The organism is Nitrincola iocasae (assembly GCF_008727795.1).
Taxonomy (GTDB): Bacteria; Pseudomonadota; Gammaproteobacteria; order Pseudomonadales; family Balneatricaceae; genus Nitrincola; species Nitrincola iocasae.
The window spans coordinates 2,324,616-2,349,798 of the sequence record NZ_CP044222.1 but is presented as its reverse complement, the minus strand read 5'-3'; the positions used below and the strand labels follow the sequence as shown (position 1 = coordinate 2,349,798).

Here is a 25,183-nt window from a genome sequence, read left to right as displayed (position 1 = left end):
TAGAGAGCCCCTGCAATGAATACAGACTACCGTAAGCCTTTGGCGGGCACTCAACTGGACTACTTCGACACCCGTGCGGCGGTCGATGCCATCCAGCCGGGTGCCTATGAAAAACTTCCCTATACGTCACGTGTACTCGCTGAGCAGCTGGTACGCCGTTGCGAACCTGAAGCTCTGACTGACTCACTGACGCAGTTGATCGAGCGCAAACAGGAACTTGATTTCCCCTGGTATCCAGCTCGCGTAGTCTGCCACGACATTCTGGGTCAGACCGCTCTGGTGGATCTGGCCGGTTTGCGTGATGCCATCGCCGAGAAGGGCGGTGATCCTGCCAAAGTGAATCCCGTGGTACCGACCCAACTGATTGTTGACCACTCGCTGTCAGTAGAATGCGGTGGTTCTGATCCAGATGCTTTTGATAAGAACCGTGCTATTGAAGACCGTCGTAACGAAGATCGTTTTCACTTTATTGAATGGACTAAAACGGCTTTCAAAAATGTCGATGTGATTCCAGCCGGTAACGGCATTATGCACCAGATCAACCTGGAGAAGATGTCTCCAGTAATACAGGCACGCGATGGTGTGGCGTTCCCGGACACCTGTGTGGGTACCGATTCGCATACCCCTCACGTCGATGCCCTGGGTGTTATAGCTGTCGGTGTCGGTGGACTGGAAGCCGAAACCGTCATGCTGGGCTTGCCCTCCATGATGCGCCTGCCTGATATTGTCGGTGTCGAGCTGGTGGGTAAACGCCAGTCAGGCATTACCGCGACAGATATTGTTCTGGCGCTGACCGAATTTCTGCGTAAGGAGCGTGTTGTCGGTGCTTACCTGGAGTTCTTTGGTGAAGGTGCCTCCAGCCTCACCATCGGTGACCGTGCGACGATCTCCAATATGACACCGGAATACGGTGCGTCTGCAGCGATGTTCTATATTGACGAGCAGACTATCGATTACCTCAAGCTGACCGGTCGTGAGCCTGAGCAGGTTGAGCTGGTAGAGAACTACGCCAAACAAACCGGTCTCTGGGCGGATAGCCTGGCAACAGCCGAGTATGAACGCGTACTGAAGTTTGATCTGTCCAGTGTGGTCCGTACCATGGCGGGTCCTTCCAATCCGCATGCCCGTGTCTCCACCAGTGATCTGGCCGCCAAAGGGATTGCCGGTCAGTGGGACGAGGTTGAGGGTGAAATGCCGGATGGCGCGGTGATCATTGCTGCGATTACCAGCTGTACCAATACCTCCAACCCGCGCAACGTTGTGGCTGCGGGTCTGTTGGCGAAAAAGGCCAATGAACTGGGGCTGATCCGTAAGCCCTGGGTCAAGTCTTCGTTTGCACCGGGCTCCAAGGTCGCCAAGCTCTATCTGGAAGAAGCCGGCCTGCTGACTGAGCTGGAAAAACTCGGTTTTGGTATCGTGGCCTATGCCTGCACTACCTGTAATGGTATGTCGGGTGCCCTGGATCCGAAAATCCAGCAGGAAATCATTGACCGTGACCTCTATGCCACGGCAGTGCTATCCGGGAATCGTAACTTTGATGGTCGTATCCACCCTTATGCCAAGCAGGCATTCCTGGCTTCACCGCCGTTAGTCGTGGCTTATGCGATTGCCGGTACCATCCGCTTTGATATTGAAAAAGATGTCCTGGGCACCGACAAAAACGGTAACCCGGTCACCTTGAAAGATATCTGGCCATCTGATGAAGAGATCGATGCACTGGTTAAAACCAGCGTCAAGCCAGAGCAGTTCAAGCAGATTTACATCCCCATGTTTGATCTGGACCGTGGCGAAGAAGCCAAGAGCCCCCTGTATGACTGGCGTCCTATGTCAACCTACATACGTCGCCCACCTTACTGGGAAGGCGCTTTGGCCGGTGAACGTACAATGAAGGGCATGCGTCCGCTGGCGGTCCTGCCGGATAACATCACTACGGATCACCTGTCACCCTCCAATGCCATCATGATGGACAGTGCCGCGGGTGAATACCTGCACAAAATGGGCGTGCCGGAAGAGGACTTCAACTCTTACGCTACCCACCGTGGTGACCACTTGACAGCGCAGCGTGCCACCTTTGCCAATCCGAAGTTGATCAATGAGATGGCTGTTGTAGACGGACAGGTCAAACAGGGTTCGCTGACACGTGTTGAGCCGGAAGGCCAGGTCATGCGCATGTGGGAAGCCATCGAGACCTATATGGAGCGCAAACAGCCGCTGATTATTGTCGCTGGCGCTGACTATGGTCAGGGCTCTTCACGCGACTGGGCCGCTAAGGGTGTGCGTCTGGCAGGTGTTGAAGTGATTGCAGCGGAAGGCTTTGAGCGTATCCACCGTACTAACCTGATCGGCATGGGTGTATTGCCACTGCAGTTTGAAGAAGGAACGACCCGCAAAACGCTGAACATCGATGGTACTGAAACCTACGATGTGGAAGGTGAGCTGAAAGCACGTGGCACTATGACCCTGGTTATCAACCGTAAGAACGGTGAGCAGGTTAAAGTGCCGATGATCTGCCGTCTGGATACAGCAGCTGAAGTCGGGGTTTATCAAGCCGGTGGTGTATTGCAACGTTTCGCCCAGGACTTCCTGGAAGGAGCTGTTTGATATGTCGAGTGTTCCTCAGATTAAAATCCCCGCCACCTATATGCGTGGCGGCACCTCCAAGGGGGTGTTTTTCAGCCTGACGGAGTTACCTGAAGCGGCGCAGGTTCCTGGCGAAGCGCGCGATAAGATGTTGTTGCGGGTGATCGGCAGTCCTGATCCTTACGGTCAGCAGATTGACGGGATGGGCGGGGCTACGTCGAGCACCTCCAAAACCGTTATCCTGGCCAAAAGCGAGCAGCCGGATCATGATGTCGATTACCTCTTCGGTCAGGTTGCTATCAACAAGGCCTTTGTCGACTGGTCTGGTAACTGCGGTAATCTCACTGCGGCTGTCGGTGCCTTTGCTATCAGCAAAGGCCTGGTTGATACTTCACGTATACCTGAAAATGGTATTTGCACCGTGCGTATCTGGCAGAAAAACATTCGCAAGACCATTATTGCCCATGTGCCGATTACCCAGGGGGAGGTGCAGGAAACCGGGGATTTCGAGCTGGATGGGGTGACTTTCCCGGCCGCTGAAGTAGTGATCGAGTTTATGGACCCCGCCGACGGCGAAGGCTCTATGTTCCCGACGGGAAACCTGATCGACGATCTGGAAGTGCCTGGTATCGGTACCTTCAAAGCGACCATGATCAATGCCGGTATTCCGACTATTTTTGTCAATGCGGCTGATATCGGTTACCTGGGTACCGAACTGCAGAAAGACATTAACTCGGATGCCGATGCGCTGGCGCGCTTTGAAACCATGCGTGCTTATGGTGCGCTGAAGATGGGGCTGATCAAGGATGTGTCCGAAGCGGCTGCACGACAGCACACGCCGAAGATTGCCTTTGTCGCTCCAGCGACAGACTATCAGGCGTCCAGTGGCAAACAGATTGCCGCCAGTGATATAGATATCTGCGTAAGAGCGCTGTCGATGGGTAAGCTGCATCATGCGATGATGGGCACCGCTTCGGTGGCTATCGCTACGGCGGCGGCCGTGACCGGAACATTGGTGAATCTGGCGGCGGGTGGCTATGAGCGTGATGCGGTGACCTTTGGTCACCCGTCAGGCACTTTGCGTGTTGGCGCAGCAGCATCATTGGTTGAAGGTGAATGGACTGCAACCAAAGCGGTGATGAGCCGCAGTGCGCGTGTATTGATGGAAGGATGGGTAAGGATTCCCGGCGATACTTTCTAAACTAAGGTTTTTGTGCCTTAGACTTGTTGTGCCCCTGAGTGAGAATCCACGAGAACCCTTCAGGTTCCCGTGGTTTTTGAGCCCGATTCTATATCGGGCTTATTTTTTGATGCCGCAGGTATTGATGCCTAGCAAGCTATATACTGGGCAACGTCCAGCCAGTCCGGTAATCAGTGGCACGATGCCGATCCAGGTCCAGGGTGTTCCTATGCCCATCACGGCCAGCACCAGTAGTAGAATACCTACACCAATTCGCGCAATTTTATCGATAGTGCCTACATTTACTTTCAGGTCCATCATTCTTTCCTTTAGCCAGGGTTGTTCGGAGTCTATACGTTTATTCACTGTATATTAGACTATGCTTAATATAAATGATTCAGCATTATTATTCGGCTAAATGGTGTGCTGATTTTAATAAAACTACATTTATATTTCTTTTAATTATAAAAAAAGTATTAATAATTCTTTTATATTATATGTTGAGCCGCGTTACACTGCCACCATAGTTAATTTGTATCTGACAGGAAGCAGAGTATGTCGAATCTTCAGAAAGAAACGGTGCTGGAAGTACAGCACTGGAATGAAAAGCTATTTAGTTTTAAAACCACTCGCGATCAAGGCTTTCGCTTTAAAAATGGCCATTTCACCATGATCGGACTGGAAATTGAAGGTAAGCCTTTGTTGCGTGCTTACAGTATTGCCAGTGCTAATTATGAAGAAAACCTGGAGTTCTTCAGTATCAAAGTGCCGGATGGTCCGCTGACTTCACGATTACAGCAGATACAGCCTGGTGATCAGATTTATATCAGCCGCAAGCCCACAGGCACCTTGCTGACCGACTTTTTGTTGCCGGGTAAACATTTGTACCTGCTGTCGACTGGCACGGGTCTGGCACCTTTTATGAGTATCATCAAAGACCCCGAAGTTTATGAGCAATACGATAAAGTAATTCTGGTGCATGGTGTGCGCTATGTTTCGGAATTGGCGTATCAGTCCGAAATTCAGGAACAACTACCTGCCAATGAATTTTTTGGCGATATGATCAGCGAACGTCTGTTGTATTACCCAACGGTCACGCGCGAGCCCTATGTGAATCAGGGGCGTATTACCAATCTGATGCTGGATGGCACTCTGTTCAGGGACTTGGGATTACCCCAGCCGAATCTGGATGATGATCGCTTTATGATTTGTGGCAGTCCGGAGATGCTTAAAGACCTTACCCAGGTGCTGGATAACTGGGGCTTTAGTGAAACCCGCAAAGGTGTGCATGGACAGTACGTCATTGAGCGGGCGTTTGTAGATTAATCGATGGGACGGCAATAAAAACGGCAGCTTTTAGACTGCCGTTTTTATCTACAGGATGTACTTACGCCGCGGTCGCAAGGATGCGAAAGCACGGCGCAGGTTACTAGCTCTTAGTTTTAACCAGAGTTCAGCTCAGTTGCTGCTGCAGAAACTGCAGGGCATCATCCGCCGAAATGTCGCGTGATTCGGCATCACGGCGGTGCTTGTATTCCAGTGTGCCTGCATTCAATCCACGCTCTGAAATAACCAGTCGGTGGGGAATACCGATTAGCTCCATATCCGCGAACTTGACCCCTGGACGTTCCTTACGGTCATCCAGAAATACATCGATGCCGATAGAGGTCAGAGCGGCGTAAAGTGCATCAGCTTTTTCGCGTACCAACTCAGATTTGTCATAGTTCAACGGCACCAGTGCAACAGTGAATGGCGCCAATGCTTCTGGCCAGATAATGCCGTTACTGTCGTGATTCTGCTCAATGGCAGCAGCCACAACCCGGGTAACCCCAATACCATAGCAACCCATTTCCATCACTACGGCCTTGCCATTTTCATCAAGCACAGTGGCGTTCATGGCGGTAGAGTAGCTGTTACCCAACTGAAATACATGGCCCACTTCGATACCGCGTTTGATCTCCAGTGTGCCCTGGCCGCAAGGACTAGGATCACCGGCAACGACATTGCGGATATCAGCAACCTGAGGTGTTGGCAGGTCGCGTTCCCAGTTAATGCCGAAGTAGTGTTTGTCTTCGATATTGGCACCGGCTCCAAAGTCAGCCATCACGGCAACTGTACGGTCAATGATGCAGGGAATGGCTAGATTAATCGGGCCTAATGAGCCTGGCCCTGCACCGATTACCGCACGAATTTCCTCTTCGGTTGCCATGCGCAGCGGACTGGCGACCTCCGGCAGTTTTTCGGCTTTGATTTCGTTCAACTCATGGTCACCACGAATCAGTAGCGCGATAAAGTCAGCGTCACATTCGTCACTGGCGGCAACAATCAACGTTTTGATGGTCTTTTCGATAGGAAGATTAAAGCCTTCTACCAGTGCTGCAATGGTTTTGGTGTTGGGGGTATCCACCAGTCGCATGGCCTCAGTCGGAGCTGGACGAGGGGAGCTAGGGGCGAGGGCTTCAGCTTTTTCGATATTGGCCGCATAACTGCCGGTATCTGAAAAGGCGATATCGTCTTCGCCGGAATCAGCTAAGACATGGAATTCATGCGATGAGTTACCACCAATCGAGCCGTTATCCGCCAGAACCGGTCGGTAGTTCAGCCCCAGTCGATCAAAAATACGGCTGTAGGCGTTGTACATTGTTTCATAAGTTTGCTGCAGTGATTCACGATTGCTATGGAAAGAGTAAGCATCTTTCATGATGAACTCACGTGAACGCATTACGCCGAAGCGAGGGCGGATTTCATCACGAAACTTGGTCTGAATTTGATAGAAGTTGGCAGGCAGCTGTTTGTAGCTGCGTATTTCACGACGAATAAAATCGGTGATGACTTCTTCATGAGTCGGGCCGACACAGAAATCACGACCATGACGGTCCTGAATGCGCAGCAACTCAGGGCCATATTTTTCCCAGCGTCCAGATTCCTGCCAGAGCTCGGCGGGTTGTACGGCGGGCATCAGCACTTCCAGCGCACCTGCGCTATCCATCTCTTCTCTAACGATGCGCTCAACTTTGCGCAATGTGCGTAACCCCAAGGGTAGCCAGGTGTACAAACCAGATGCCAGTTTGCGGATCATACCGGCCCGCAACATCAGTTGGTGGCTGATGACTTCTGCATCAGAAGGGGTTTCTTTCAGGGTAGAGATTAAGTATTGACTGGCGCGCATAGGAGAGCAGTTCCGTAGTTGGCGAAAATAGGCCCTATTTTAGGCCGCTTCGGTCTGCTCTTCAACAAAGCGGATCAGATCTTCAAGTTGATGCTCATTAAATACGGGGATGCCGTTGCGAATTAACTCATCGGCTGCAACGCCAGGAGCATAGGTCAGGTTACCTGAAAAACTGCCATCATATATTTGGTTGTTGCCACAAGACGGGCTGCGTGATTTCATCAAAGCACAGCAGACGTTCTGTTGTTGGGCTATTTTTAGAGTCGTTTCAGCGCCAGCAAGAAATTCCGGGGTGACATCCTGACCGTCCCGGGTGGTAATCAAAATAGGGAAGCGGCATTGAGTTTCGGCGGGGGGGCGCGGAGTAGGGAGTCCACCGAGTGATTCAGGGCACACCATCACTAATTTACCCTGCTGTTTCCAGCGCTTGAGAACTGGGTGGTCCAGCAAGTTATCCCGACCGTCATAACGCACTTTGGCGCCCATTAAACAGGCACTAACCAGAATTTTATCCATCATCCATTTCCTGATTTGTTTTTTATAGTTATTCTATTTTATCAGCGCTATTTTACCGTCTGATGACTAAGTGCGCTAGTGATCAGACCGTAAAACTAAACAGATTCTTGGAGTTTGGATAGTAGTTCTCGGGGGAGCTGATTGCCCATATTAACCAGCATTGGCAGACTGGTTGCCTGCATTTTTGCCATCACTCGGGCACGATGAACTTCGACTGTTTTTGGGCTGATACCCAGCCTATCCGCTATGTCACGATTGGATTGTCCCAGAATTACCAGCGCCATTACTTCCCGTTCTCGTTGACTCAGGCTGGTAAAGCGTTTTTTCAGCTCAGTAATTTCATCATGTGCTTTAAAACGATTTTCAGCTTCAAGCAGTGCTTTGCTGACCAGACTCAGCAAGTGACGGTCATCAAAAGGTTTCTCGATAAAGTCTAGCGCCCCGGCTTTGATGGCATTGACTGCCATAGGAATGTCGCCGTGACCACTGATCAGAATAACCGGTAGCTGAATATCCCGTTCTTGCAGAATTTGTTGCAGTGCCAGGCCATTAATACCTGGCATGCGCACATCCAGCAACAGGCAGCCTTGTTCATTCTCGTAGAGGTCCAGAAACTCTATAGCGGATGCTGTACTGACGACATCATACCCAGCGGAGCTGAGTAACCACTGCATGGAATCACGAAAATCAGTATCGTCATCAACAAGAAATACTTTGTTATTATCGGTTCTCATTGTGCTGTTCTCAGAGGTAATTTGAAATGGAAGCAACTGCCGCTCTGTCCGTCACTTTCAGCCCAAAGTTGACCCCCATGGCTTTCTATCAGTGAGCGAGAAATCGACAGTCCCATACCGAGACCGTTTACTTTACTGGTCATGAAGGGTTCAAACAACTGTGCCATGATTTCTGGTTTAATGCCGCAGGCTTGATCACACACACTGACTTGAATGGCCTGAGGCATAGCGCGCGTGATCAGGGTGATGACAGCCGCTTCAGTATTGAGGGTTGAATAGGCTTCAATGGCATTGCGTAATAAATTAAGTAGAACCTGTTCGACCTGTACCCGATCACCTTGTACAACAGGGTTACTCTTATCTAACTCGAACTGAAAGCGTACCTGTTGGTCTCTGGCATCCTGATGCAGAAATTCAGTAACTTCGGTGCAGCACTCATTAATTCTAAACGGGCAGGACTGCACTTCAGTACGTTGGACAAAGCGGCGGATTCTACGAATGATTTCAGCGGCGCGATGAGCCTGGCGAGAGATGAGTTCCAGCGCTCGTTGAGTTTGTGCCACGGACTGGAGTTGCTGCTCCTCGATTTGCCGCAGGGTACCGTTGCTATAATTCAGTATTGTCGCCAGGGGTTGGTTGATTTCATGGGCCAGCTCGGTGGCCATTTCACCAACGGAGAGTAGTCGTGACATGTGCGCCATCTCATTTTGATGCCGCTTATATTGCTGCTCAGCCTGCTTTCGGGCGGTGACGTCACGCCCTATCAGGGTGTAATAATCGACTTGGGTGCGGTCATTGCGATCTCTATGGGCAATAACCTCACGCAGCTCTGCAACACGCTGACAGTCCTCCGACAGAGCCATCGGGATGGCTCCATGCCAGTTACCCTCAATCGCAGCGATCTGTAAAGCGGGACGTACGGCGTCTTGGTAAAGTCTGTCGGTAAACAGCTGGTTGAGCTGCTGGCGAGCAGCTACGCCGCTGGTATTCAACGTGCGTTGGGCTGCTTCGTTTAAGTAGGTAAAGGTTTGCGAGTTGTGCTGGCAGAACAGAATCATATCTGAGGAGGCTTCCACAACCTTGGCCAGACGTCGGGTCGCTTGTTGGGCGAGTTCCCGCTCGGTTACATCTCTGGAGACACAGATCACTTCAATTGGTTTACCCTGTTCATCCCGAATGGTTCGGCTGGTGGTTTCAAACCAGATGTAATGACCCAGTTTATGGCGATAACGGTAAGTGTTGGTATAAAGGCCATCACGATATATAACATTACCACTACGGTTTTTCAGGTTATCAGCATCTTGCGGGTGAAACAGGGCATAGCCGGATGTGCCGATGATCTCTTCGGCCTTATATCCCAGCAGAGGTTCAATGGCCGGATTGACATCAATGAAGGTCCATTCCGGCGTGGCGCTATGGCGTGAGATGAGGTCAGTAGACTGCTCTGCCAACAGCCGGTAGCGATCCGCTTCTTTCTGACAGCGTCGCAATGCTGCGTGTAAATCTATCATGCGATTATTTTCCTTATTGTTTGACGCACGAATTATCTCTCTTTGGCTTAAGTCGGCTTGTGAAATAAGGGAAAATACGTATTATTGCATAAAACGACAGGGACATTACTGGAGAATAACATGACTAAGTCAAATCATAATCCCTATACCTTGGGTTTAGATCAGAACCCGGCTAACTTTACCCCCCTCAGCCCTTTAAGTTTCATATCGCGTGCTGCTGATGTGTTTCCTGAACGCACAGCAGTTGTTCATTCAGGCGTTCGTCGTAACTGGCGGGAAACCTTTCTTCGTTGCCGTAAGCTGGCCAGCGCGCTGGTAAAGCGGGGCATCGGCAAGGGTGATACAGTTGCAGTCATGTCACCCAACTTACCCGAAGTGTTTGAAGCTCATTTTGGTGTACCTGCAACGGGTGCTGTGTTGAATGCGCTCAATATTCGCCTGGATGCTGAAGCTATTGCCTTTATTCTCCAGCATGGTGAGGCCAAAGTGGTCATTACTGATCGGGAGTTTTCTGAAGTGATTCAGCGCGCTGTACGGATGATGGCGCACAAACCACTGGTTATTGACATTGATGACCCGTCCTATGAAGGCGGAGAGCTTATTGGCGAGATGGATTATGAAGCCTTTATCGCCGAGGGGGATGACGACTACCCCTGGGAGCTGCCAGAAAACGAGTGGGATGCCATTACCCTTAACTATACATCCGGTACCACCGGTGATCCAAAAGGGGTGGTGTATCATCACCGTGGCGCTTACCTGAATGCTATGAGTAATGCGCTGTCCTGGGATATGGGACACCATCCGGTATATCTCTGGACGTTACCTATGTTCCATTGTAATGGCTGGTGTTTCCCCTGGGCGATTGCAGCCACAGTCGGTGTGAGTGTGTGTCTGCGTCACGTCCGTGCTGATTGCATTTATGAATTGATCAAAACTGAGAAGGTGAATCATTTCTGCGGTGCTCCCATCGTACTCAACATGCTCAACAATGCTGCTGATGAGATGAAAGCGGGTATTAATCATGAAGTGAAAGTCATGACCGCCGGAGCAGCGCCGCCAGCCAGTGTGATCGAAGGGATGGAACAGATGGGCTTTAAGGTCACCCATGTGTATGGCCTAACAGAAACCTATGGCCCTAGTGTGGTGTGTGCCTGGCATGATGAGTGGGATGAGAAAAATGCCAATGAAAAAGCCCGGTTGAAGTCACGCCAGGGTGTGCGGGCACCGATGCTGGAAGGGCTGATGGTCGCCAATCCGGAAACTATGGTGCCAGTTGCTCAGGATGGTAAAACACTGGGTGAAATTTTCATGCGCGGTAACCTGGTGATGAAAGGCTACCTGAAAAACCCCACAACGACTGATGCGTCCTTCCGAGGTGGGTGGTTCCATTCAGGTGATCTGGCTGTCTGGCATGCAGATGGTTATATTGAGATCAAGGACCGTTCCAAGGACATCATTATCTCTGGTGGAGAGAATATTTCCTCGATTGAAGTCGAAGATGTGCTATATCGTCATCCAGCAGTGATGGAGGCGGCGGTGGTTGCCATGAGTGACGATAAGTGGGGTGAAGTGCCCTGCGCTTTTGTAACGCTCAAGACGGCGGCTATAGGAGATGTGACCGAAGCTGATATTATTCAGTTCTGTCGCGATAATATGGCACGCTTTAAAATACCCAAGAAAATTATCTTCTGTGATCTACCGAAAACATCTACAGGCAAGATTCAGAAATTCGTGCTCAGGGATCAGGCCAGTCTGGGGTAAACGTTGTTGTGGGCACCTACAGGATAACTTGTAAGTGCCCACGCTTAGCGGTCAAGTCAGGCTTTTTCTTCGCGGATCAGATGTATATCCATCTGTGGGTAAGGAATGCCAATGCCGTGATTATCCAGTTCATTCTTGATTTTCTCTAGCAGATCCCAGCGTACAGCCCAGTAGTCAGCACTGTTGACCCAGGGGCGTACAATTAAATCGACGGAGGATGCTCCCAGCTCATTGACTGAAATGTTACAGGCTGGATCTTTCAGAATACGTTCATCAGCGTCAACGATTTTCTGCAGTACCTGTTTGGTTTTTAGCAGATCGGCGGTATAGGAAATACCAATCACCAAGTCGATACGACGTTGCGGCTCTTGTGAGTAGTTGACAATATTGCCACTCAGAATATTAGAGTTGGGCACCACAATAACGCGGTTATCCGGCGTTTTCATAATGGTGGTAAAAATTTGCACAGACTCTACCGTGCCACCTGTTCCTGCCGCTTCAATATAGTCGCCTGCTTTAAAAGGACGAAAGCCTATCAGCAGAACACCTGCAGCAAAGTTAGACAGTGAGCCTTGCAAAGCCAGACCAACAGCCAAGCCCGCCGCACCGACTATCGCAACAAAGGAGGCTGTTTGTACACCCACTCGTCCAAGCGCAGCAATAATCACAAAAGCCAACAGACCATACTTGATCAGACTAGTGACAAAATTGGCGATAGTAGGATCAACCTTGCGCTTCTTGAGTACCCGATTTAATGAGTTGGTGGCGAACTTTATCACCATCGAACCTATCAGAATAATCAACAGAGCAGCTGTCAGGTTAACAGCATAACTGATAATCAACTCTTGATTGTTGGTGATCCAGCCTGTGACATCATTACCAAGTTGCGCCGTATTGCGCAGTAGGTTTTCATCCATTGTTCTGCTCCTTAGTGACAAATAAAGCATTAATTTTATCAGCGATACTGAATTAAACCAGACCCTGAGCAATCATCGCATCGGCAACCTTTCTAAAGCCAGCAATATTGGCACCCAGAACCAGATTTGACGGTTGGTCGAACTCCTTGGCCGTTTCACTGCTGCGCTGAAAAATACCACACATAATCGCCTTGAGTCGGTTGTCTACCTCCTCAAAAGTCCATTGTGTCATGCTGGCATTTTGTGCCATCTCCAACTGACTGGTGGCAACTCCGCCCGCATTGGCTGCTTTACCCGGGCCGTAACAGATGCCCGCTCCCAGGAATAGATCCACAGCATCCGCCGTTGATGGCATGTTGGCACCTTCGCAGATGCAAGAAACGCCCTGCTCAAGCAGTACCTTTGCATCTGTAACGGTTAATTCATTCTGTGTAGCACTAGGGAAGGCGGCGTGCGCTTTGAAGCGCCATACGGCATGGCCGTCCGTTGGGTAATCACTGACAGGAATATATTTGGCTGTCGGGTGGGTATCCAGATAGGCTTCCAGTGAGCTGCGTCTAACCTCCTTAAGCACTTTTAGCAGGTTTAAATCGATACCCTGTTCATGATAAATGGTACCCTGTGAGTCGGAGCAGGTGACCGGCAGTGCGCCCAGATCGTATAGCTTTTCAATGGTGTAAATCGCCACGTTACCGGCACCCGATACCAGACAGATTTTGTTTTTCAGACTGTCATTGCGGTCTTGCAGCATATTTTCAGCAAAATAAACGGCTCCATAGCCGGTTGCTTCCTTGCGTGCCAATGAGCCGCCCCAGTTTAGACCTTTACCGGTCAAAACACCTTCGTAAGAACCGGTCAGGCGTTTGTACTGGCCATACATATAGCCAATTTCACGCGCGCCTACACCGATGTCACCGGCAGGTACATCAATAGTTGCACCAATATGACGATGCAGTTCTGTCATGAAGGCCTGGCAAAAACGCATAACTTCCATATCGGAACGCCCTTTGGGGTTGAAGTCAGAGCCGCCTTTGCCCCCGCCGATTGACAGGCCCGTGAGCGCATTTTTGAAAATCTGCTCAAAGCCGAGAAATTTGATAATGCCAGCGTTTACACTGTGGTGAAAGCGCAGTCCACCTTTATAGGGTCCCAGTGCGGAGTTGAATTGAACCCGGTAACCTTTATTTACCTGGATACGTCCCTGGTCGTCATGCCAGACAACTCGGAACATGATTTGACGCTCGGGTTCCACCAGGCGTTCAATAATGCCCTGTTCCCGATAGTGTGTGTCTTTATCTAGCAGAGGGCGAATTGAGTCCAGCACTTCTTCAGCGGCCTGATAGAATTCAGTCTGGGCAGGACTGCTTTTTTGCAGCCGGAACAGCGTGTCATGGACATAGGGCATGCTAGATTTCCTTTTTAAGGCTAATGGATGTTTCAAAATGGCGCATATCATACTCCCAATGCACATATTTAGGGATTGTTCAGGTATGTAAAGCCTGTATTTATCACTCTATTAAGTTATTTTTTAATCTATTTAATTGAAATATAACGTATATTTGTATGTGTTGTGCGAAATATTATATTGCACAATATTGGTGCGCTACAGGTTCTTTGTGCTTTGTATTGGTGATTTTTGCTTTTTTGGCGGCCAGTTATGGTGTGTTATCGGTTTGCTACGTTCCGGCGATATGCCAGGTTGCTGAGTCTGCTCAATGTTCAGGCAAGATCACCTTGGTTAAAATGAAAAAAAATCACGTCATATTTTGTTCAGAAAAACTTCATAATTACATTGGCTGAAAGTCAGTGCTCATCCCTGCTGTAGTCTGTTGAAGGTGGGGTGTTACACCTGATTGGTGGCAAAATCAAGAGTTGAAATTCTTTTTAAAATAACTATATTTGGTGTCAACTTGAGATGTATGCACTACATATTGTGTTTTCAGGCTAAAAAGTGATCAGCTGTTTTTAGGTTGGTTGCCCCATGAATATTTGATATACGGAAGAGCGGTGTTATGCAGAAAAATCTGATGGTAACCAAGCGAGATGGACGTCGGGAACCTATCGATCTGGAAAAAATTCACCGAGTCATCATCTGGGCTGCGGAAGGACTGCAAAATGTATCCGTATCGCAAGTTGAGCTGAGTGCACACATCCAGTTCTATGATGGGATCAAAACCTCGGATATTCACGAGACCCTGATTAAGTCGGCTGCCGATTTGATTTCAGAAGAAGCCCCTGATTATCAATATTTAGCCGCACGTCTGGCTATTTTTCATCTGCGTAAGCGTGCGTTCGGCTGTTTCGAAGCACCGGACCTTTATACTCATGTTCGTGACTTGGTAGACGCACAGCGTTATGACAAGCACCTGATTGAAGACTATACCCAAGCTGAATTTGATGAGTTGAATGCACATATCGATCATAGCCGGGATATGAATTTCAGCTATGCCGCTGTAAAGCAGTTGGAAGGCAAGTACCTGGTGCAGAACCGGGTAACCGGAAAGGTGTATGAGTCACCACAGATTCTGTATATGCTGGTCTCTGCGTGCCTGTTTAGCGGTTATCCGCAAGAGACCCGTCTGAGTTATGTCAAACGTTTTTATGATGCCACCTCCTTGTTTAAGCTGTCACTGCCAACGCCGATCATGGCGGGTGTACGTACACCGACACGCCAGTTCAGCTCCTGTGTGCTGATTGAAACCGATGACAGTCTGGATTCCATCAATGCCACCGCCGGTGCGATTGTTAAGTATGTCTCTCAGCGCGCTGGCATAGGTATTAACGCCGGTCGTATCCGTGCCATCGGCAGCCCTATCCGTAACGGTGAAGCCTTCCATACAGGCTGTATTCCGTTTTATAAGCATTTCCAGACGGCAGTTAAATCCTGTTCACAAGGTGGTGTGCGTGGTGGGGCGGCTACCCTGTTTTATCCTATCTGGCATCTGGAGGTCGAGTCCCTGTTGGTGCTGAAGAACAACCGCGGTGTAGAAGAGAACCGAGTGCGCCATATCGACTATGGCGTACAGATCAACAAGCTCATGTACCAGCGTTTGATCAAGGGTGAAAATATTACCCTGTTTAGTCCACATGAAGTACCGGGTTTGTATGAGGCTTTCTTTGCTGATCAGGATGAGTTTGAACGTCTCTATGTGATGTATGAGCAGCAGCCTGAAATTCGTAAACAGACCATTAAAGCGGTTGAGTTGTTTGGTCTGCTGGCGGCTGAGCGGGCCTCCACTGGCCGCATCTATATTCAGAACGTCGATCACTGTAATACTCACAGCCCATTTGACCCGGCTGTGGCACCTGTGCGTCAGTCGAATCTCTGTCTGGAGATTGCACTGCCAACCAAGCCATTGAAAGACGTGAATGATCCGGAAGGTGAGATTGCCCTTTGTACTTTGTCAGCATTCAATCTGGGTGCCTTGGCATCACTGGATGAGTTGGAAGACCTGGCTGATTTGATCGTTCGTGCCCTGGATAACCTGCTGGACTATCAGGACTATCCAATTCCAGCTGCTTATAATGCCACTGAAAATCGCCGTACCCTGGGTGTGGGTGTAACTAACCTGGCTTATTACCTGGCTAAAAATGGTGTGCGTTATTCTGATGGTTCAGCAAATGGTCTGGTTCACCGTACTTTCGAAGCCATTCAGTACTTTTTGCTCAAGGCCTCAAATCAGCTGGCCAAAGAGCTGGGTGCGTGTCCGAAGTTCAATGAAACCACTTATGCAAAAGGGTTATTGCCCATCGATACCTATAAGCGTGATGTGGATAATTTCTGCGAAGAGCCGTTGCATTACTTCTGGGAAACACTGCGTGAAGATATCCGTGAATTTGGACTGAGGAACTCAACGCTGACGGCGTTGATGCCTTGTGAGACTTCGTCTCAGATCACCAATTCCACCAACGGCATTGAGCCACCGCGAGGCTTTGTTTCAGTAAAATCCAGCAAGGACGGGATCATGAAACAGGTCGTACCAGAGTATCTGGAGTTACGGGATCAGTACGAGTTGCTCTGGGACATCCCTAGTAATGAGGGTTATCTGCAATTGGTGGGTATTATGCAGAAGTTTGTCGATCAAGCCATTTCAGCCAATACCAACTACGATCCAACCCGTTTCCCCGGTGATAAAGTACCGATGAAACAACTGATGAAGGATTTGCTGACCGCCTACAAATACGGTTTGAAAACGCTTTATTACCATAATACTCGTGATGGTGCATCAGACCAGCAGGATGATACGGGTTGTGAAGGGGGAGCCTGCAAGCTGTAAAGCGCAGGCTGATTCCGTTTTTCACTTAGGTCGCACTTAGGTCTCACACAAGGAACAAGAGCAACGGTTATGTCATATTCAACATTTAGTACCAGTGATCACGACGCCACACTTGAGCCGATGTTTTTCGGACGCAGTGTCAATGTTGCTCGTTATGACAGACAGAAATATCCGATTTTTGAAAAGCTTATCGAGAAACAATTATCTTTTTTCTGGCGTCCGGAAGAGGTCGATCTGACCAAAGATCGCAAGGATTTCTCGGATATGCCAGAGCATGAAAAGCATATATTTCTGAGTAATCTCAAATATCAGACGCTACTGGATTCAGTACAGGGCCGCTCACCGAATATCGCTTTTTTACCGGTCGTCTCACTGCCGGAATTGGAAACCTGGTTTGAAACCTGGGCATTCAGTGAAACTATTCATAGCCGCTCCTACACGCACATTATCCGCAACATCATCACCGAACCTTCGGTGGTGTTTGATGAGATAGTGACTAACCCGGAAATTGTACGTCGTGCCGAGTCAGTCACGCGCCTGTATGACGAGTTTATTGAGCTGGTGACGGTATACAGCTTATATGGCCCAGGCATCAAAGAAGTTGATGGTCGGACACTGGATGCCAGCATGTATAACCTGAAAAAGAAACTCTACCTGACATTGGTCTCGGTTAATGTGCTGGAAGCCATTCGTTTTTATGTCAGCTTTGCTTGCTCCTTCGCTTTTGCTGAACGGGCAATCATGGAGGGTAACGCCAAAATTATTCGTCTGATTGCTCGTGATGAAGCCTTACATCTGACCGGTACACAGCAGATGCTGAATATTCTGGCGTCCGGGCGTGATGACCCTGATTTTAAGCAGATCGCCACCGAATGTCGTCAGGATGTGATAGGTATTTTTCAGGAGGCTGCTCAGCAGGAAAAAGACTGGGCTGTTTACCTGTTCAGCAAGGGCTCTATGATCGGTTTGAATGCACGCATTCTGGGTGATTACGTTGAGTACATCACCAATGTGCGAATGCGAGCGCTGGGGCTGGACGATATTTTCCCGGCACGTCAGAATCCCTTGCCCTGGATGAATGCCTGGTTGATCAGCGACAATGTTCAGGTGGCCCCGCAGGAATCTGAAATCAGTTCTTATCTGGTTGGTCAGATCGATAATGACGTGGAAACTGAAGATTTTGACGGCTTTGATCTCTGAGAAATACGATGGCTGGCATTCCCCGAATCAAGGTTAATAATTTTCATACCTTCTACTATCAGTATGAATTTTCTCTTTTAGACGCACTGGAGGCACAGCAGATTCCTGCTGCCTACAATTGTCGGGGAGGCTACTGTGGTACCTGTAAGGTCAGGCTGCTTGATGGCCAGGTAGAGGCGGTACAGGACGCTCTGGTTGATTTGAAAGAAGATGAGATACTGACCTGCTGTTGCCGTCCGGCAACACATATAGAAATAGAGCTGCCGGAGTAATCCGCTGGCTCTGTTTTCCCTTCTGCTGCACTGAAAATACACTAAAAACAAGCCTTAATTTCAGACTTTTGCACATGCGAAAAGACTTGACACTAATTGATTGATCCAGATCAAAAGAAATTTGCTATCTCGCCTATTGACTATGATAAGTGTATGATATTTAAGGTTTTTATTTCTTCTGGCTGTTTTTGTATCAATTCGCTGAAAGCCCCGTGCTGCGCTGAGTTGCGCTATTGATCCAAAAACTAATCACAGATTTATCCACAGATAATGTGAGTAACAAATACCTGTGTGTAACTACTCGGTTTTATCTTTAAACTCACACAAGTCTTCAATCACACAGGCACCACAGCGCGGCTTTCTTGCGGTGCAGACATAGCGGCCATGTAAGATTAACCAGTGATGAGCATCCAGTAAAAACTCAGCGGGTACGAGGCGGGTGAGTCGCTTTTCTACGTCCAACACGGTTTTGCCCTTGGCGATTCCGGTACGGTTGGATACGCGAAAGATATGCGTATCTACCGCCATGACCGGCTGCCCGAAGGCTGTGTTCAGGACTACATTGGCTGTCTTGCGCCCGACACCGGGAAGTCTTTCCAAGGCTTCACGTGTTTTTGGGACTTCACCCTGATGCTCGCTCAGTAGCAGGGCGCAGGTTTTAATGACATTGTCAGCCTTGGTGTTAAACAGGCCAATGGTGCGGATATAGGTTTTGACACCGTCTACACCCAACTGCAAAAGTGCTTCAGGTGTGTTGGCAATGGGGAATAGCTTGCGGGTAGCTTTATTAACGCTGACATCCGTGGCTTGTGCGGAGAGCATGACAGCAATCAGTAGTTCGAACGGAGTTTGGTATTCCAGTTCTGTACGGGGTTCCGGGTTTTGCTCACGCAGGCGTGAAAAAATTTGATAGCGTTTGTCGGCATTCATGGGCAAGTCATCACAGGGTTACAAACTGGTTGCGTCCACTTTCCTTAGCTTGATACAGGCACTGATCGGCTTTTTCCAGCCAACTTTGATAATCCTGGAAGCTATTATCGGCGGCGGCAACACCGAGGCTGATGGTGACCATCAGTTGTTCGCCCTCATAAGCAATAGGCCGTGTTTCAACGGCGTAGCGCAGACGCTCAGCCAGAATCTCGGCATTGACAGCCGGCGTATTCAGCAGGAGTATACCGAACTCTTCACCACCATAACGTCCGGCAATATCGGTGGTGCGTATCATCTGACGAATAATGTCTGCAAGCTGGCGGATAACTGCATCACCAGCCAGGTGGCCCTGGGTGTCATTGACCTGTTTGAAGTGGTCTATATCCAATAAAATCAATGAGGTGGGTTGCTGCGTCCTGATAAAGCGTTCGAACTCCTGCTGCAGACACGTCTCCCAGTAGCCGCGGTTGTTCAGGCCGGTTAAGTGGTCCGTACGGCTGAGCTTACTGAGTTCCAGGTTGGCTTTTTCAAGTGCCTGACGACTGACGGCTTCATCGGTAACATCATAAATAATCAAGCCAATTTGTTTGATTTTACCGTCCGGTGATGTCAATGGAATCAGCGTAACATTCTGGTACATCCAGCGTGTTGACCCAGTAATCGGTCGATAACTGTTGAAACGAAACAGCCAGGGACGTTCTTCCCAGGTCATGAAAGCCGGGTTATCCAAAGTCAGCACACTGTTGAGTTTACGCTTGAACCATAGGGTATCCAGTTCAGGAAACACACTAAATAATGATTGCCCTTGTACTTGGCTGCTGGGTAGCCCTGAGTGATTCACCATAAAGTTATTCCATAATGCAACTTTTAAATCACTATCCAGCACCATCAGGCCAACATCAAGGTTATCCAGTAAGCTCATTTGCCAGTGCAGAGTGTGAAGTTCATTCCGGGGTGTTTGTGGTGTCATTTCAACAGTTCCAGGCGCTCGGTCAGCGCGGGCAGGGAGTCTTCAGTAAACAACATCAGCAGATCACAGTGGGTGGTACTCTCTGCGATTTGATAGTCGATCTCGATACACAGTAACTGTTGTGCGGCTGCAGGACTGTGTTCAAATCCCAATGATTCAGAGTGCAGTCCAAGAATGCGCGGGGTGCCTCGGCTGAGAGATAGATCCAGGAGTTTGCTGACATTGGACAGGAAGGCGCCGGTAAGCACATTGGCGATATCCATCAGCACAGCGCGTTCGGTAGTTTCAGTTAGCTCACCCTGATAATGCAGTAAATTAGCTAAATCAATAATGGATGAATCCTGAAAAATCAGCAGCGCCTCACCGGCAATGCCTGGCCCGCAGAATCCCTGGCAGACCGTCGTGGCAGGTTGGTCACCTGAGGCGGTCTTGAGTGCAATAGCCAGATCTTGAGCGGTGATGCGATCAACGCGGGGGACAGGTAAGTGAATAAACCGCTGCAGCACGTCAGCCAATTGACTGGCGGTTCGACCCATGGCGATATTCGCCACTTCCTGCACTGAGTCTGTGAGACTGTCGGGTATACGTAGGGGGGCATCGGCAGGTGCGTCTGAATCTCGTGGCTCCAGTTCGTCAATCAGACCGTAGTCCTTCAGGGACTCAGCCAGTAATTCTGCATTAATGGGTTTGGCAATAAATCCCATTGCGCCCAGGGCCAAAACCCGTTTTTTAGCGCTTTGCTGTACATCGCCTGAGACAACAACAGTTAGGCTGGGTAGGTCATCGCGCCGGATACGTTCCAAGACTTCATAACCATCCATAATCGGCATGGTAAGGTCAAGAAACAGCAAATGCCCCTTTCCTAAACGTATGGCTTCAAGGGCTTTCAGGCCATGCTCAGCAAAAGTGATATCAACATTCCAGTGTTTCAGCGCACGACCCATTTGGTTTCTGGCGAGCTGGGAGTCATCGCAGATAACGACAGGGATCGGCTGTGACACAGAGTGTAGCTCCGGTTTTAGTGTATGAAATTTAACCGGCTGATGTTAAACAAAAAATGAGCAGCATGCAATGGGATAGAATTCAGTGCCGCAACCGCTAGAGTGAAATTTTAACTCCTAAGTATCTCATTAATAGGGCAGGTCGTCAGCATACAACTGCGTACGCGGGTTCTGCATAAAGGCTGCAATTGCGGCCTTGGTTTTGCGTTTTTCGAATGAGAACTGCGGTAACAATTGTAGTCGAGCAAGATTGTAAAAAAAGTAATCCATCCACAGCACATACTTGGGTTTACGCTTAGGCCCCAGTTGATTAAGCCATTGTGGGTCTGGATTGGTCATAAAATCGGTGATGAAATCACGCAAATAATAGGCTTGGTAACGGACCGCCGCACGTGCGATAAAGCAGTTGGCGCCGACACCGATCGGCATATTGGCTGCTTTTTTCGGCATCGGTAGCCAAAACACCAGTCCACCATCGGGATTATGCGGGTCTTTTATTTTGGGGGCATGAGGTACATGGGCACGAATCAGCGCTAAAGGGTCGTCACTGTTTTCAGGCAATTGAATACATATAAAACACCCGCGTGACCAGGTATAAGCAATGCGACGTTTACGATCAAAGCGGACGGGGTTTTGTATACTGATGTTGAATAAGATCCAAGGCACTACCAGCATACCGATGGCAAATAGACCCCAGCCTATGCCGCGGCCGTTCAGCGCTATTTGCTCTGCTTTAAACTCTTCATAGCTAGTACCATCGCTTAAGTACCCAGGATTATCTCTATCTTCCTTCCTATAAAAATAGGATTTAATTGGCTCCTCTCGAAACAACATTCTATGAATTTTTTCATAAGCAACGCCTGGTTTGCCATCTTGAGTAAACCATCCTGGATCATAATTTGAAATGGAACCAAAAAAGATCGAAAAAAAGATTATTTTAAGCCAAACATTAATCCCCATCGCTGTCATGGAGGGAACTTCAATTGTATCGTCATCAATGCGCGTAATGGATAAGTTGATTGCTTCAATTACATCCGGATTTTTAGTAGGGTCAGGAATTAGTTGAATTGGAGCTAGTGCCATCGGGAATATCCTGTAGTTGCTCAAAGCTGACTGGGTTCTTCGATCACAAGTGGTTCATTCAGGGTAAAACGCTGGGTGTCGCCCCAAGGGAGGGTGCGCTCATAACTGATTTCCAGACGAAATTTTTTCTCCTGAGCATAGGCAGACAGATCCAGGGAGGCCACACCGGGCCCTAGCCATTCTCGACGAATAGGCTGGTTAGACGTGGTTTGCCATCTGGACGCGCCTTGCAGCATAATGGCATCGATACCCTGCAGGTATTTTTGTACTCGAATGGATAGTTGCCCAAGTTGATCCGGCGTGGTTAACCCCGGAAACTCTACCGTTACCCGGCCATCTTCATCCTGAATATTTTTAACCTGAATACGCCAGATCACTTGCTCAAAGGCACGTATTTCTTGATTATAAAACACCTTGAGTTGAGCTGCTTCGACTGGGTTGGTAGGTTCTGCTTCCATTAGTATTATTGAGTCGTTTATCTGTCGATTGATATTAAGTCTTTCATCTTCCCAATAAGGATCTTTTCTGCCCCAAAACCCCTCATACACCCACTGCTCCATTTCCGAACGACTCACCGATGCAAAAAACAACCCACCTGCCAATAACACCCCGCCAATGATAGCTAAGGGAAATGCTGCCGCGGATAGCGCGGTACCCAAGGACGCCAGATAGGGTAGACCCGTGAAAACCAAACCACTCCCAATCAGCTTAGAGGTCAGTAATACACCACCCACACCCTGCAAACTATGGCCCACAATACGTGCATAATCGTTTTGCTTAATACCTTCCCAAGTCTGTCCAATTGAGATCAGCAAGGTTACCGCCAGTGCGGCAGAGCTTAACCATGACGCCACCAGCGCACGTTGGGCCAGTTGCCGGGATGACACCCCTATGATTGGTTTTTCGGGTACCACTACAGCACCTTGTCTGGGTAGGTTACCTCTCAAACGTAGCTGCAGCCGTTCCGTTAGCCTAAGCATATTGCTGTTGAGTTGCACATAGGTCGGTGAGGCATAGATCGAGGTACCACCGGCCATGACACCTATCAGACTGGCTGTGAGTTGCATCGCAGGGGAGTTAGCCAGCGCTCCAAAACCGGAACGGGCATTGAAATCGTTGTTGTTCCATTCATTGATTGTCTGCCGTGCACTGAGCAGTCCAAACACAAGCCCCAGCCCGGAGAAGCTCAGGCCACCGTAACTTCGAGCTAAGTGTGCTCCTGTACCTTCAATTTTTTCATAACTAAAGTAAGTCAAAGAGGTTTGCTTTGATATTGTAGCGCTATAGCCGGGGGCTGACCGTGTTGAAGCTGTCTGCTGCGATAGTGTCGTGACCTGGGTGCGTGATCTGCCCCGAAGTAAATTTTCATAGTTTTGCCTGGAGGTTGCTTCCAAATCACTCAAGAGTACTCTGGTTGAACGGGCTGTTACACCAGCCAGTTTTTCCAATTGCCTCAGCTGAATGCGGCTGTTACCGGCGTCTAAAGTCACAGCCAGTTCGGTGGCAATTTCGGCCATGAGGAGCTCAATACGATACAGAGCCCGTGTGTCCTGTAAACTGCCGATCACGCGTGAAGCGACTGTAGTCATGGCCGCTAGCAGTTTTATGTACTGTGTCTCTTCGCCTGTGTCACTCGTGTCGTTTGAACCATCTGAGTCACCTGATATTTGCAGCTGTTTTTTGAGGCGGATAGCACCTTCGGCTGATTGTTTGATTCCCGCCAGATAATGGTGCAACTGGCCGGCACTATAATCGATACAGGCTTCGCAATCGTGTTGTTCTGCTCCTTGTAGTGCCAGTTCTACTTCATTTCGCCATCGGGGCCGTTTGTCCAATGCCGCCCACAAGCCAATCAGTTGCTGTTGCGATTCTTCGCGCTCTGGAGAACCAAAGGCTGCAAAGTCATGACGCTGGGCATCAGCTGAGCGATTAAGCGGATCATTACCAACGATCTGCCGCCCCAGATGGGTAATTTTATTTACAAAGCCCCATTCCGGGTTTCGGTAGCGTTTGTCTATCTCCTGCTCATAGGGTGCAATCGCTTTAGCTGTGGTGAGAGCGTAGTGGTAGGTAGATTCATAGGCCTGGATATTGGCTTCTATCACCTCCGCCAGACGTAACAAGTCTTTGGCTTCACCCAGGGTATCTTCCAGCACGATAATACGAGCATAGCTATAACGCTCTGGATGGGTGGCTTTCATTCTCTCGTAGGGTTCGATATCAAGCCTACCAATCGGAGTATGACGCACAACATTGGTTTCACGCTCTTCACATTTGATACCTTTATAGTCTTCAACGTAGTGAGCAAGTTGATCTATCGACAGCATATGCGGATCGTTACCCTGCAGGTCAATGGGCTGCATTACACGGTCACGCCAGCCTTCATCGCGTTCCAAAGCCTCAAACATATAAGCAGGCCAGCGCTCTTCACTGTAGGCGATGCAGGTGTTAATGGCGCATAGATTGACAAAGGCATAGGGATAGGTCTGCCAGTCTGCCTCCCAGTCGCTACGCGGCGTACCATCTTTCCAAGTGTACTTGTAAAACTGAAAAGTGTCGGCACAGGCGGTTGGTTCATCAAGAGAGTTGCCGTCATCTGCACGGGTTTGGTAACGAAAAATCAACCAATTGGCTTTGCTATCCGTGACATTGGTGCCATCAATACTCAGGTTGCCATAGATATACACATACCCTTGACGCAAGGATGCCAGTTGATGGTGAGGGGCTTGATCTACACCGGCTGGAGGTGTCAGTGCTGCCGGCAATTGTTTAGAATCGGTCAGTAACAGCTCGTCTGCCACTACGTAACGACAAGGGTAAATGGGAATGATTTTTCGGGGATCGCATCTGGCGATATAGTTGGATGACATGTGTCACAGTCCTTTGTTGAATCGCAGCCAGCGTTGATCTGTTCAGGTGTCAGATCCGGGCGTTCCTTGGTTGCAGCCAACTGCGTCTATGCCCTTAGGATCAGAAGTAAATCAAACCCTCTTAATAATGTCTAGTATTTCTGTATAAATCCGGCCGCTATGATGCTTCAATCACAAAAATTCACAGCTATATTACTGACCGGTTTGAGGAA

The 25,183-nt window shown here is 49.1% G+C and carries 19 protein-coding genes; 7 read left to right on the top strand and 12 right to left on the bottom strand.

Features of this window, described 5'->3' with window-relative positions:
• Positions 1 to 15: 15 nt before the first annotated feature.
• Positions 16 to 2,601: a Fe/S-dependent 2-methylisocitrate dehydratase AcnD gene (gene acnD, locus F5I99_RS10815; protein ID WP_151055909.1), complete on the top strand. Its 2,586-nt coding sequence runs from the start codon at positions 16 to 18 to the stop codon at positions 2,599 to 2,601.
• Position 2,602: 1 nt separating this feature from the next.
• Entirely contained in the window at positions 2,603 to 3,781 is a 1,179-nt protein-coding gene (gene prpF, locus F5I99_RS10810) for a 2-methylaconitate cis-trans isomerase PrpF (protein ID WP_151055907.1), read from the top strand.
• A gap of 99 nt (positions 3,782 to 3,880) precedes the next feature.
• Here prpF and F5I99_RS10805 read toward each other — a convergent pair whose 3' ends face one another.
• A complete protein-coding gene (locus F5I99_RS10805; protein ID WP_407670289.1) occupies positions 3,881 to 4,081 on the bottom strand; it encodes a YgaP family membrane protein in 201 nt (66 codons plus the stop codon).
• 234 nt (positions 4,082 to 4,315) lie between these two features.
• Here F5I99_RS10805 and F5I99_RS10800 point away from each other — a divergent pair, with 234 nt between their 5' ends.
• Complete coding sequence (locus F5I99_RS10800) at positions 4,316 to 5,086, top strand: ferredoxin--NADP reductase (RefSeq protein WP_151055905.1); 771 nt, start codon at positions 4,316 to 4,318, stop codon at positions 5,084 to 5,086.
• A 127-nt stretch (positions 5,087 to 5,213) separates the two neighbouring features.
• Here the strand turns inward: F5I99_RS10800 and F5I99_RS10795 are convergent, their stop codons facing one another.
• The 4 genes from F5I99_RS10795 to F5I99_RS10780 all read right to left on the bottom strand — a co-directional run bounded on the left by F5I99_RS10795 (position 5,214) and on the right by F5I99_RS10780 (position 9,690).
• The gene (locus F5I99_RS10795) at positions 5,214 to 6,929 is read right to left on the bottom strand and encodes a proline--tRNA ligase (RefSeq protein WP_151055903.1); all 1,716 of its coding nucleotides are present in this window, start codon (positions 6,927 to 6,929) and stop codon (positions 5,214 to 5,216) included.
• A gap of 39 nt (positions 6,930 to 6,968) precedes the next feature.
• A complete protein-coding gene (locus F5I99_RS10790) occupies positions 6,969 to 7,448 on the bottom strand; it encodes a DUF523 domain-containing protein (protein WP_225307375.1) in 480 nt (159 codons plus the stop codon).
• Between the two features lie 92 nt (positions 7,449 to 7,540).
• Entirely contained in the window at positions 7,541 to 8,179 is a 639-nt protein-coding gene (locus F5I99_RS10785) for a response regulator transcription factor (protein WP_151055901.1), read from the bottom strand.
• On the bottom strand, positions 8,176 to 9,690 hold the full coding sequence (locus F5I99_RS10780; RefSeq protein ID WP_151055899.1) for a PAS domain-containing sensor histidine kinase: 1,515 nt from the start codon (positions 9,688 to 9,690) through the stop codon (positions 8,176 to 8,178). The genes F5I99_RS10785 and F5I99_RS10780 overlap by 4 nt, the downstream gene beginning before the upstream one ends.
• A gap of 120 nt (positions 9,691 to 9,810) precedes the next feature.
• Between F5I99_RS10780 and F5I99_RS10775 the strand changes: the two genes are divergently transcribed.
• Positions 9,811 to 11,451, top strand: a complete 1,641-nt coding sequence (locus F5I99_RS10775) for an acyl-CoA synthetase (protein WP_151055897.1) — start codon at positions 9,811 to 9,813, stop codon at positions 11,449 to 11,451.
• Positions 11,452 to 11,507: 56 nt separating this feature from the next.
• Here F5I99_RS10775 and mscS read toward each other — a convergent pair whose 3' ends face one another.
• Complete coding sequence (mscS, locus tag F5I99_RS10770; protein ID WP_151055895.1) at positions 11,508 to 12,368, bottom strand: small-conductance mechanosensitive channel MscS; 861 nt, start codon at positions 12,366 to 12,368, stop codon at positions 11,508 to 11,510.
• A gap of 52 nt (positions 12,369 to 12,420) precedes the next feature.
• The gene (gdhA, locus tag F5I99_RS10765) at positions 12,421 to 13,773 is read right to left on the bottom strand and encodes an NADP-specific glutamate dehydrogenase (protein WP_151055893.1); all 1,353 of its coding nucleotides are present in this window, start codon (positions 13,771 to 13,773) and stop codon (positions 12,421 to 12,423) included.
• Between the two features lie 607 nt (positions 13,774 to 14,380).
• Here gdhA and nrdA point away from each other — a divergent pair.
• From nrdA to yfaE, 3 genes are all read left to right on the top strand, one after another.
• Positions 14,381 to 16,645, top strand: coding sequence for a class 1a ribonucleoside-diphosphate reductase subunit alpha (nrdA, locus tag F5I99_RS10760; protein WP_151055891.1), 2,265 nt, complete (start codon positions 14,381 to 14,383; stop codon positions 16,643 to 16,645).
• A 69-nt stretch (positions 16,646 to 16,714) separates the two neighbouring features.
• The gene (gene nrdB / locus F5I99_RS10755) at positions 16,715 to 17,845 is read left to right on the top strand and encodes a class Ia ribonucleoside-diphosphate reductase subunit beta (RefSeq protein ID WP_151055889.1); all 1,131 of its coding nucleotides are present in this window, start codon (positions 16,715 to 16,717) and stop codon (positions 17,843 to 17,845) included.
• A gap of 8 nt (positions 17,846 to 17,853) precedes the next feature.
• Positions 17,854 to 18,117: a class I ribonucleotide reductase maintenance protein YfaE gene (yfaE, locus tag F5I99_RS10750; protein WP_151055887.1), complete on the top strand. Its 264-nt coding sequence runs from the start codon at positions 17,854 to 17,856 to the stop codon at positions 18,115 to 18,117.
• 297 nt (positions 18,118 to 18,414) lie between these two features.
• Here yfaE and nth read toward each other — a convergent pair whose 3' ends face one another.
• From nth to F5I99_RS10725, 5 genes are all read right to left on the bottom strand, one after another.
• Complete coding sequence (gene nth / locus F5I99_RS10745) at positions 18,415 to 19,047, bottom strand: endonuclease III (protein WP_151055885.1); 633 nt, start codon at positions 19,045 to 19,047, stop codon at positions 18,415 to 18,417.
• Positions 19,048 to 19,057: 10 nt separating this feature from the next.
• A complete protein-coding gene (locus F5I99_RS10740) occupies positions 19,058 to 20,017 on the bottom strand; it encodes a sensor domain-containing diguanylate cyclase (RefSeq protein WP_151055883.1) in 960 nt (319 codons plus the stop codon).
• Entirely contained in the window at positions 20,014 to 21,018 is a 1,005-nt protein-coding gene (locus F5I99_RS10735) for a response regulator (protein ID WP_151055881.1), read from the bottom strand. Before F5I99_RS10735 ends, F5I99_RS10740 begins: the two co-directional genes overlap by 4 nt.
• A 129-nt stretch (positions 21,019 to 21,147) precedes the next feature.
• Positions 21,148 to 22,101, bottom strand: a complete 954-nt coding sequence (locus F5I99_RS10730; RefSeq protein WP_151055879.1) for a hypothetical protein — start codon at positions 22,099 to 22,101, stop codon at positions 21,148 to 21,150.
• 20 nt (positions 22,102 to 22,121) lie between these two features.
• Entirely contained in the window at positions 22,122 to 24,971 is a 2,850-nt protein-coding gene (locus F5I99_RS10725; RefSeq protein ID WP_151055877.1) for a toxin VasX, read from the bottom strand.
• Positions 24,972 to 25,183: the final 212 nt, after the last annotated feature.

What these genes read in the sequence shown, in the direction of transcription:
- F5I99_RS10780 (WP_151055899.1), bottom strand. Translation starts at nt 9,690, where the DNA reads ATGATAGATTTACACGCAGCATTGCGACGCTGTCAGAAAGAAGCGGAT.
- F5I99_RS10790 (WP_225307375.1), bottom strand. Translation starts at nt 7,448, where the DNA reads ATGATGGATAAAATTCTGGTTAGTGCCTGTTTAATGGGCGCCAAAGTG.
- F5I99_RS10730 (WP_151055879.1), bottom strand. Translation starts at nt 22,101, where the DNA reads ATGGCACTAGCTCCAATTCAACTAATTCCTGACCCTACTAAAAATCCG.
- F5I99_RS10795 (WP_151055903.1), bottom strand. Translation starts at nt 6,929, where the DNA reads ATGCGCGCCAGTCAATACTTAATCTCTACCCTGAAAGAAACCCCTTCT.
- nrdA (WP_151055891.1), top strand. Translation starts at nt 14,381, where the DNA reads ATGCAGAAAAATCTGATGGTAACCAAGCGAGATGGACGTCGGGAACCT.
- acnD (WP_151055909.1), top strand. Translation starts at nt 16, where the DNA reads ATGAATACAGACTACCGTAAGCCTTTGGCGGGCACTCAACTGGACTAC.
- F5I99_RS10800 (WP_151055905.1), top strand. Translation starts at nt 4,316, where the DNA reads ATGTCGAATCTTCAGAAAGAAACGGTGCTGGAAGTACAGCACTGGAAT.
- F5I99_RS10725 (WP_151055877.1), bottom strand. Translation starts at nt 24,971, where the DNA reads ATGTCATCCAACTATATCGCCAGATGCGATCCCCGAAAAATCATTCCC.
- gdhA (WP_151055893.1), bottom strand. Translation starts at nt 13,773, where the DNA reads ATGCCCTATGTCCATGACACGCTGTTCCGGCTGCAAAAAAGCAGTCCT.
- F5I99_RS10805 (WP_407670289.1), bottom strand. Translation starts at nt 4,081, where the DNA reads ATGATGGACCTGAAAGTAAATGTAGGCACTATCGATAAAATTGCGCGA.
- prpF (WP_151055907.1), top strand. Translation starts at nt 2,603, where the DNA reads ATGTCGAGTGTTCCTCAGATTAAAATCCCCGCCACCTATATGCGTGGC.
- mscS (WP_151055895.1), bottom strand. Translation starts at nt 12,368, where the DNA reads ATGGATGAAAACCTACTGCGCAATACGGCGCAACTTGGTAATGATGTC.
- F5I99_RS10775 (WP_151055897.1), top strand. Translation starts at nt 9,811, where the DNA reads ATGACTAAGTCAAATCATAATCCCTATACCTTGGGTTTAGATCAGAAC.
- F5I99_RS10740 (WP_151055883.1), bottom strand. Translation starts at nt 20,017, where the DNA reads ATGACACCACAAACACCCCGGAATGAACTTCACACTCTGCACTGGCAA.
- nrdB (WP_151055889.1), top strand. Translation starts at nt 16,715, where the DNA reads ATGTCATATTCAACATTTAGTACCAGTGATCACGACGCCACACTTGAG.
- yfaE (WP_151055887.1), top strand. Translation starts at nt 17,854, where the DNA reads ATGGCTGGCATTCCCCGAATCAAGGTTAATAATTTTCATACCTTCTAC.
- F5I99_RS10785 (WP_151055901.1), bottom strand. Translation starts at nt 8,179, where the DNA reads ATGAGAACCGATAATAACAAAGTATTTCTTGTTGATGACGATACTGAT.
- nth (WP_151055885.1), bottom strand. Translation starts at nt 19,047, where the DNA reads ATGAATGCCGACAAACGCTATCAAATTTTTTCACGCCTGCGTGAGCAA.